Raw genomic sequence first — 4,015 nt, 5'->3', positions numbered from 1 at the left:
CACCTCCACGAGGAGTCGCAACAGGACGACGACGACGAGGTCTGCCGCGATATCCACCGCGCTTCCGTCCGCGCCGGAGAGCGTCTCGAGCCGTCCCAGGGTGATCCCCAGCCGTCGGCGTGCGGAGTCGACGGCCGCCGAGAGCACCCGGTGGTCGGCATGGGCGGTGTCGACGAGCCCGCGGGCGAGCACCGACCAGGTCTGCGGGTCCCGGACGGCGGCGGCCGAGGCCCGACCGGGCCAGTCCACGACGGGATCCGATGCCGGCCCTGCGACGAGGTCGTCGACGAGCTCGCCCAGCGCCTCGGCAGCCCCCGCCGCGATCTCGGTGGCCAGGGCGTCCACCGACTCGAAGTGCCGGTAGAACGCGGTGGGGACGATGCCCGCCTCGCGTGCGAGCTCGCGGACGACCAGGCCGGAGAATCCCCGCGTGGCCACCGCGTGGCGGCCCGCGGCAACGATGAGTGCACGTGTGTGCCGCTTCTGCTCCGCCCGGGTACCTGGTGTCGCCACGCCCGTGATGCTATCGCCTGAGGCCTGTATCCGCATGTGGGGAACCCCCCGTCGGAGTGTGACCCACGTGACAGCGGCGGGCCCCTTTCCATTTGAGAGAACGTATGTACACTCAAACTCGTCCGGTGGTCGAACCGGCCGGATACGCCCCCGTGGTGCAGCCGCGACCGTGAGGTCGGGACCGCACATCACGGCAGTAGGCCGCGTCCGACGGCGCACGACCACACCGACCACTACCTTCCGGAGGTCCTCATGACCGCCCCGACCATCAGCCGACTCTTCTCCCGCGGGATCACCCGCACCCTGCTCACCCCGCACCCGGTGGAGCACTACGTCCGCTCACTCGGAGTGAGCTGGTCCGACGACCCGACCGGCGCGACGGTCGTCGCCGTCGACCGGCCCGTCTCCGACGTCACCGTCATCACGCTCCGGCTCCCGGCCGGGGTCGACCGGCCCGCCCCCGGAGCCGCTCTCGAGATCGGCGTGGTGGTCGACGGCGTCGTCCACCGCCGTCACTACTCCCCGGTGGACTCCGCCGCGCGGTCCGACGGCCTGGCGACGATCGCCGTCCGCCGGCATCCGGGGGGCGTGGTCTCCGAACACCTGTGGTCCGAGGCCGCTCCCGGGATGCGACTGCTCCTCGGGAACCCCGTCGGGGAGGTCACCCTCCCGGACGCACGCCCGACCGACGTGCTGTTGGTCAGCGGCGGCAGCGGCATCACCCCGATGCTCTCCATCGCCTCCACCCTCGCCGGGGAGGGCCACTGCGGGGAGGGGGCCACCGGCCGTGTCGCGTGGCTCCACTACGCCCGCCGGGTCGAGGACGTGCCGTTCCGTGACCGGATCCGCGAACTCTCGCGCGCCGGTGTCGAGGTCCGGGTGGTCCCCACCGTGGCACCGGACCCGTCAGACACCTCGGGCCACCCGGACCCGTCAGTCACCTCCGACCCGTCGTCGCGGGACCTGGTCGGCCACCTGACAGAGGGCCACCTCGACGAGGTGGCGCCGTGGCACGCCGATTCCACCGTCTTCCTCTGCGGGCCCGACGGCCTGGCCGACGGCCTGGCCGACGCACTCGGAGCAGACCGCTACGCGGACGTCCTCCGCGAGCGGTTCACCGCCTCCAACGGACCCGTGCCGGAGGGCGACGGCGGAACCGTCACCCACGTCAGGAGCGGTGTGTCGGCGCTCAACTCCGGCACCACGCTGTTGGAGGGCGCGGAGGCCGCGGGGCTGTCCCCGAAGCACGGCTGCCGGATGGGCATCTGCCACACCTGCACCGCCGTCCGGGTCTCCGGCGCCACCCGCGACCTCAGGACGGGCGAGGTCGACACCGAACCCGGTTGCCTAGTCCAGATCTGTGTCTCCGCGCCCGTGGGCGACGTCGAGATCGAGCTCTAGACCTCCCCGACACAGTCACATCCCAACCCGTACTCCCACCGGAACGACCGGAAGGACTCCCGTCATGACCCTCCTGCAGCTCCCCACCATCCGCTCCACGAAGCCGAAGACCGAGAAGCCCGACGCCACCGGCCCCGAGCCCGTGGTGCTGTCCGCCGAATCGGTGGAGATCATCGGCCGTGAGCTCGACGCCATCCGCGACCGCGTGGTGGCCGACCTGGGCACCGCCGACCGCGACTACATCCTCCGCGTGGTCCGCATGCAGCGTCGACTCGAACTGACCGGGCGCGCCCTGATGTTCCTCGGCTTCCTGCCGCCCGCGTGGCTCGCAGGAGTGGCCGCGCTGAGCGCCTCCAAGATCCTCGACAACATGGAGATCGGCCACAACGTCATGCACGGCCAGTACGACTGGATGCGCGACGACATGCTCCACTCGTCCAGCTTCGAGTGGGACAACGTGTGCCCGTCCGACCAGTGGCGACACTCGCACAACTACATGCACCACACGCACACCAACATCCTGGACCTCGATCGGGACATCGGATACGGCATCCTGCGCATGGAGTACGAGCAGAAGTGGACCCCGCTGCGCCTGGGCAACCCGCTGTACGCATTCGGGCTCATGATGGCGTTCGAGTGGGGCGTGATGCTCCACGACCTCGAGTACGACAACGTGCTCAAGGGCAAGCGCAAGTGGTCGGACGTCAAGGGCCTGCTCGCCGGGTGGTGGGGCAAGATGCGCGGCCAGGTCGCCAAGGACTACATCGTCCACCCGGCGCTCACCGGCCCGCTGTTCCCGCTCACCTTCGCGGGCAACCTCACCGCCAACCTCGTCCGCAACGTCTGGGCGTTCTCGGTGATCTTCTGCGGGCACTTCCCCTCCGGCGCGCAGGTCTTCACCCAGGAGGAGACGGCCGAGGAGACCCGCGGCGAGTGGTACGTGCGCCAGATGCTCGGCTCGGCCAACATCTCGGGAAGCCCGTTCATGCACCTGGCCACCGGCAACCTCTCGCACCAGATCGAGCACCACCTCTTCCCCGATCTGCCCGCGCACCGCTACCCGGAGATCGCCGAGGAGGTCCGGGCGCTCTGCGAGGAGCACGGCCTTCCGTACACGACCGGCCCGCTGTGGAAGCAGGTGGCGAACGTGTGGTCCAAGATGTTCCGGCTCGCCCTGCCGCTGTCGCCCACCCCGGCGGACACGCCGGCCGTGCTCATCGAGCGCAGGAAGGTGACACCCGCGGCCTGAGCCGGGGTAACTTCGTGGACACCACTGACGAAGGGAGCGCATCGATGGGCGACTTCGAGCGCAACAAGGACCAGGTCCAGGCAGGTGTCCAGGCGGGGGCGTCCCTCGTCGGCCGCATCGCCGTCATCATCACCGACGCGATCGGGTCCATCGCCAAGGAGGTCGGTGACTTCGTCACCGACGGGATCGAGATGAGGGAGGCAGCCCGGGCCGCCCGCCTCGACGAGCGCAAGCACTCTCCCGCGATCGACCTGGACGGCATCGAGGACGGCGAACTGCAGGGATGAGACCGTTGGTGACCCGATGACCGTGGCCGGTGGGGCCTCCCCCCGGCCACGGTGGCATCATCGCTCGACGTGACGATCATCGCCGCCGCGGACGGCTCCGCTCTCGGTAACCCCGGCCCGGCCGGATGGGCCTGGTACATCGACGAGTCGCGGTGGCGCTGCGGCGGCTGGACACGCGGAACCAACAACCAGGGCGAGCTCGCCGCGGTCCTGGATCTCCTCCGCCAGACCGCGCACTCCCCCGAGCCCCTCCACATCCTGTGCGACTCGCAGTACGTCATCAACTCGGTGACCAAGTGGATGGTCGGCTGGAAGCGCAAGGGCTGGAAGAAGGCCGACGGCAAGCCCGTTCTCAACGTCGAGGTCATGAAGGCGCTCGACGAGGCGATGACGGGCCGCGAGGTCACCTTCGAGTGGGTCAAGGGTCACGCCGGCCACGAGCTCAACGAGAAGGCGGACGTCCTGGCCAACGGGGCCGCCAAGGCCCATGCGTCGCGTCGGGAGCCCGAGGCCGGCCCCGGGTTCCCGGGCGCGCAGGCGGTGGGCGCGGGTGACGACCCGGCCG

General features: G+C 70.3%; 5 protein-coding genes. 4 read left to right on the top strand and 1 reads right to left on the bottom strand.

Annotated elements, in window-relative coordinates; translation table 11 throughout:
• A partial coding sequence (locus G6028_RS09155) for a TetR family transcriptional regulator (protein ID WP_182658699.1) occupies nucleotides 1-513 on the bottom strand: 513 nt, incomplete at its 3' end.
• A 252-nt stretch (nucleotides 514-765) separates the two neighbouring features.
• Between G6028_RS09155 and G6028_RS09150 the strand changes: the two genes are divergently transcribed.
• The 4 genes from G6028_RS09150 to G6028_RS09135 form a co-directional block, all read left to right on the top strand.
• Nucleotides 766-1,914 (top strand): flavin reductase family protein, encoded by a 1,149-nt coding sequence (locus G6028_RS09150; RefSeq protein WP_182658698.1) that lies wholly within the window; start codon nucleotides 766-768, stop codon nucleotides 1,912-1,914.
• 64 nt (nucleotides 1,915-1,978) lie between these two features.
• Nucleotides 1,979-3,163, top strand: a complete 1,185-nt coding sequence (locus G6028_RS09145; RefSeq protein WP_182658697.1) for a fatty acid desaturase family protein — start codon at nucleotides 1,979-1,981, stop codon at nucleotides 3,161-3,163.
• Nucleotides 3,164-3,207: 44 nt separating this feature from the next.
• Nucleotides 3,208-3,450 (top strand): hypothetical protein, encoded by a 243-nt coding sequence (locus tag G6028_RS09140; protein ID WP_182658696.1) that lies wholly within the window; start codon nucleotides 3,208-3,210, stop codon nucleotides 3,448-3,450.
• 69 nt (nucleotides 3,451-3,519) lie between these two features.
• On the top strand, nucleotides 3,520-4,015 hold a 496-nt coding region (locus tag G6028_RS09135), incomplete at its 3' end, for a ribonuclease HI (RefSeq protein WP_182658695.1).

Origin of the sequence: Dietzia cercidiphylli (assembly GCF_014145145.1) — a bacterium.
In the GTDB taxonomy this organism is placed as follows: domain Bacteria; phylum Actinomycetota; class Actinomycetes; order Mycobacteriales; family Mycobacteriaceae; genus Dietzia; species Dietzia natronolimnaea.
Note: the sequence above shows the minus strand (reverse complement) of the source record. Positions and strands in the feature narration are given on the sequence as shown.